Annotated in this window: 4 protein-coding genes and 1 tRNA gene; all 5 read right to left on the bottom strand. The window is 44.4% G+C overall.

The annotated features are described in order from the left end of the window. Positions 1-10: 10 nt before the first annotated feature. Positions 11-81: transfer RNA gene (locus tag SMIDD26_RS03205), tRNA-Arg, on the bottom strand. A gap of 42 nt (positions 82-123) precedes the next feature. Next, a complete protein-coding gene (gene rplS, locus SMIDD26_RS03200; RefSeq protein ID WP_001068669.1) occupies positions 124-471 on the bottom strand; it encodes a 50S ribosomal protein L19 in 348 nt (115 codons plus the stop codon). A 123-nt stretch (positions 472-594) separates the two neighbouring features. Further along, positions 595-1812, bottom strand: a complete 1218-nt coding sequence (locus tag SMIDD26_RS03195; RefSeq protein WP_134990122.1) for a chloride channel protein — start codon at positions 1810-1812, stop codon at positions 595-597. After that, on the bottom strand, positions 1805-2077 hold the full coding sequence (locus tag SMIDD26_RS03190; RefSeq protein WP_061438890.1) for a chorismate mutase: 273 nt from the start codon (positions 2075-2077) through the stop codon (positions 1805-1807). The genes SMIDD26_RS03195 and SMIDD26_RS03190 overlap by 8 nt, the downstream gene beginning before the upstream one ends. Positions 2078-2191: 114 nt before the next feature. After that, positions 2192-2635 (bottom strand): flavodoxin, encoded by a 444-nt coding sequence (locus SMIDD26_RS03185; RefSeq protein ID WP_001162128.1) that lies wholly within the window; start codon positions 2633-2635, stop codon positions 2192-2194. Between the last annotated feature and the right edge of the window lie 102 nt (positions 2636-2737).

The raw sequence follows: 2737 nt of genomic DNA, 5'->3' as shown, positions 1-2737 counted from the left end.
AAACTAAAATCGCCCCTGCCGGAATCGAACCAGCAACTACTCCTTAGGAGGGAGTTGTTATATCCATTGAACTAAGGGAGCTAGATAAAAACTCTGCTAAATGAGCAGAGTTTTTTAGTCGAATTAACGACGGATTTCTTTGATACGAGCTGCTTTACCTTGAAGAGCACGCAAGTAGTACAATTTCGCACGACGTACTTTACCGTAACGTACAACTTCGATTTTTTCAACACGTGGAGTGTGAATTGGGAAGATACGCTCAACACCTACACCGTTAGAGATTTTACGAACTGTGTAGTTTTCAGAGATGCCCGCACCTTTACGTGCGATAACAACACCTTCAAAAATCTGGATACGTTCACGGTTACCTTCGACAACTTTCGCGTGTACACGAACAGTGTCACCAGGACGGAATGATGGGATATCTGTACGAAGTTGACCTTCAGTCAAGCTTTGGATTAATGGATTCATTTTATTCTCCTATCTTTGTCAATCTTGAGGAAACTTCCTCAGCGGATAAACTGTATTTTTGTGCGTCCATTACACACAAAAACTATCATATCAGATAATTTCAGTTTTGTAAAGCTCTTTTCTCTACTTTTTTGCAACTTTTTGACCGGAATAAATGCTCCACTCTTTTGGCAGGCAATAGGCTATGGCACAGGCAATCACAAAGAAAGGAAGATTGGCATAGCCAAAGACTTCTCCTCCGATCAAGATCGGTGCGAGCAAGGTCGTAGTCGCACTACCAAAGACACTGGCATAACCGATAGCTGCAACGACCAAGACTGGAAGACCCAGTATAGATGCGAGAAAGACGCCAAGCGTAGCTCCGATCGCAAAGAGCGGTGTCACTTCTCCTCCTTGGTATCCAGCAGAGATGGTTACCACCGTAAAGAGAAGTTTGAGGATCCAGTCATAAGACTGCGCAGTCCCCTGATGAAAGGCTAGATCAATCAGATTGGTTCCAAGTCCACTATAAGTGCCGACTTTGGTCAGCTGGAGAGTCAAGAGGACTAAGCTGAGACCAGCCCCAATGACAGCAATCCGGATATACGGATTAGGCAAGACTTGAGCGACTGTTTTTTTCAACCAAGAAAGACTAACTGCAAAGAGCTTCCCAGCGAGGCCAAAAGCCAAGCCAAGAAGGGCAACTTTGATCAAGGTCTCTGGTGTCCAGCTCAACGTTTCCTTGAGTGGCACAGCAAATTTCTCCAGGCCAAGAGCATGAGAGGTGAAGCTCGCCACGATCGAGGCGATGAGAGCTGGATAGAGGGCAATCAGCTGCAATTCCCCAACGGTCAAAACTTCAAGGGCAAAGAAGGTGGCAGCTAGTGGCGTCTGAAAGAGCCCCGCAAAACCTGCTGCCATCCCGGTCATAAGAAAAATACGTGAAGCATCGGCTATCTTGATATGACGGGCAAAACGATGCGAAAGGGTTGCTCCAATCTGGACAGCTACGCCTTCCCGACCAACCGAACCACCAAAGAGGTGGCTCATCCAGGTCGTCAGCATGATCAAAGGCACCAAGACCACGGGGATTTCCTCCTCACGCGCGTGCCCAACATCAAAAACTAGGCCCATCCCTTTTGATGCCTTGCCACCAAAACGTTTATAGAGATAAACGATGACAAGCCCTGCTAAAGCCAGGAAAAGAATCAAGGGCCAGTGCTGGCTTCGAACATCTCCGATTAGGAGAAGGCCTTGGCCAAAAATCATATCGATGGTACCGACCAATAGACCGATGAAGAGGGCCATCCCTGTCAGTACCATATACTGTTTTGCTTTTTCCTTGATGGATAGACTAATCACGCGCCCTGACCTCCTCTTGGTAAGTTCTAGAGTGTTTCATCATATCTTGAAATTGGGCTTGAATGGTCGAGCGATACTGCTCATCCATCACAAGAGAGCCGACTTTTTCAAGAACTGCTCTTTCCCTTCCCTGGTCGAGCACAGGGAGTCCCTCTTGCTCCTTATATTTTACAATCTGACCGACACAAACCATCCGTTTTTCCAGCAAGGCTACAAGCTCTTGATCGATTTGATCAATTTCTTGACGAATAATATCTAAATCCATACAATCTCCTCCTTTATTTGAATTATTGTATCAAAAAGCCACCAAATAGGCTAGTAAAATCCCAACTCACGATAAAAAAATGCACTGATTGATTCCATCAGTGCACGTTTATGCTTATCCTACTTTAGCAGCCAATTCTTCTGCGAATTGTTCTAAGCGTTCAATGTCTTCTTCCTCAGCAGAAAGATCTACTTTAACACACTCTGAACCTTTTTCTGCTCCTGTTGACACAAAAACACGATCAAAGTCATCAACAGCCTTACAGAATTCATCGTAGAAGGTGTCACCTGAACCAACCACTCCGTAGATTTTACCATTCAAATTGAGATCTGCTAGGTCTTCGTAGAAGTCCATCATCTCATCTGGCAATTCACCATCACCATAAGTATAGGTCGCAACGATAGCGATGTCTGCTTCCAAGAAGTCTGAAGCGTCAACAGTTGTACATTCATCAACATCGACATCCAAGCCCAAGTCACGTAATTTGTCTGCTACAATATCTGCAATTTCTTCGGTATTACCGGTCATACTGGCAAATACAATTTTTGCTAATGCCATATCGTCCTCCTCAATTTATCTTTCTCCATTATATCACATCTTTTTCATTTTAAAAATAAAAATTCTTGTGCTACAATGAAATGAGGAAGAATTGAGGTTATT

The organism is Streptococcus mitis (genome assembly GCF_001579035.1).
Taxonomy (GTDB): domain Bacteria; phylum Bacillota; class Bacilli; order Lactobacillales; family Streptococcaceae; genus Streptococcus; species Streptococcus mitis_J.
This window is presented reverse-complemented; position numbering and strand designations above follow the sequence as displayed.

Coding starts and splice junctions, on each gene's coding strand:
- rplS (WP_001068669.1), bottom strand. CDS start 471: ATGAATCCATTAATCCAAAGCTTGACTGAAGGTCAACTTCGTACAGAT.
- SMIDD26_RS03190 (WP_061438890.1), bottom strand. CDS start 2,077: ATGGATTTAGATATTATTCGTCAAGAAATTGATCAAATCGATCAAGAG.
- SMIDD26_RS03185 (WP_001162128.1), bottom strand. CDS start 2,635: ATGGCATTAGCAAAAATTGTATTTGCCAGTATGACCGGTAATACCGAA.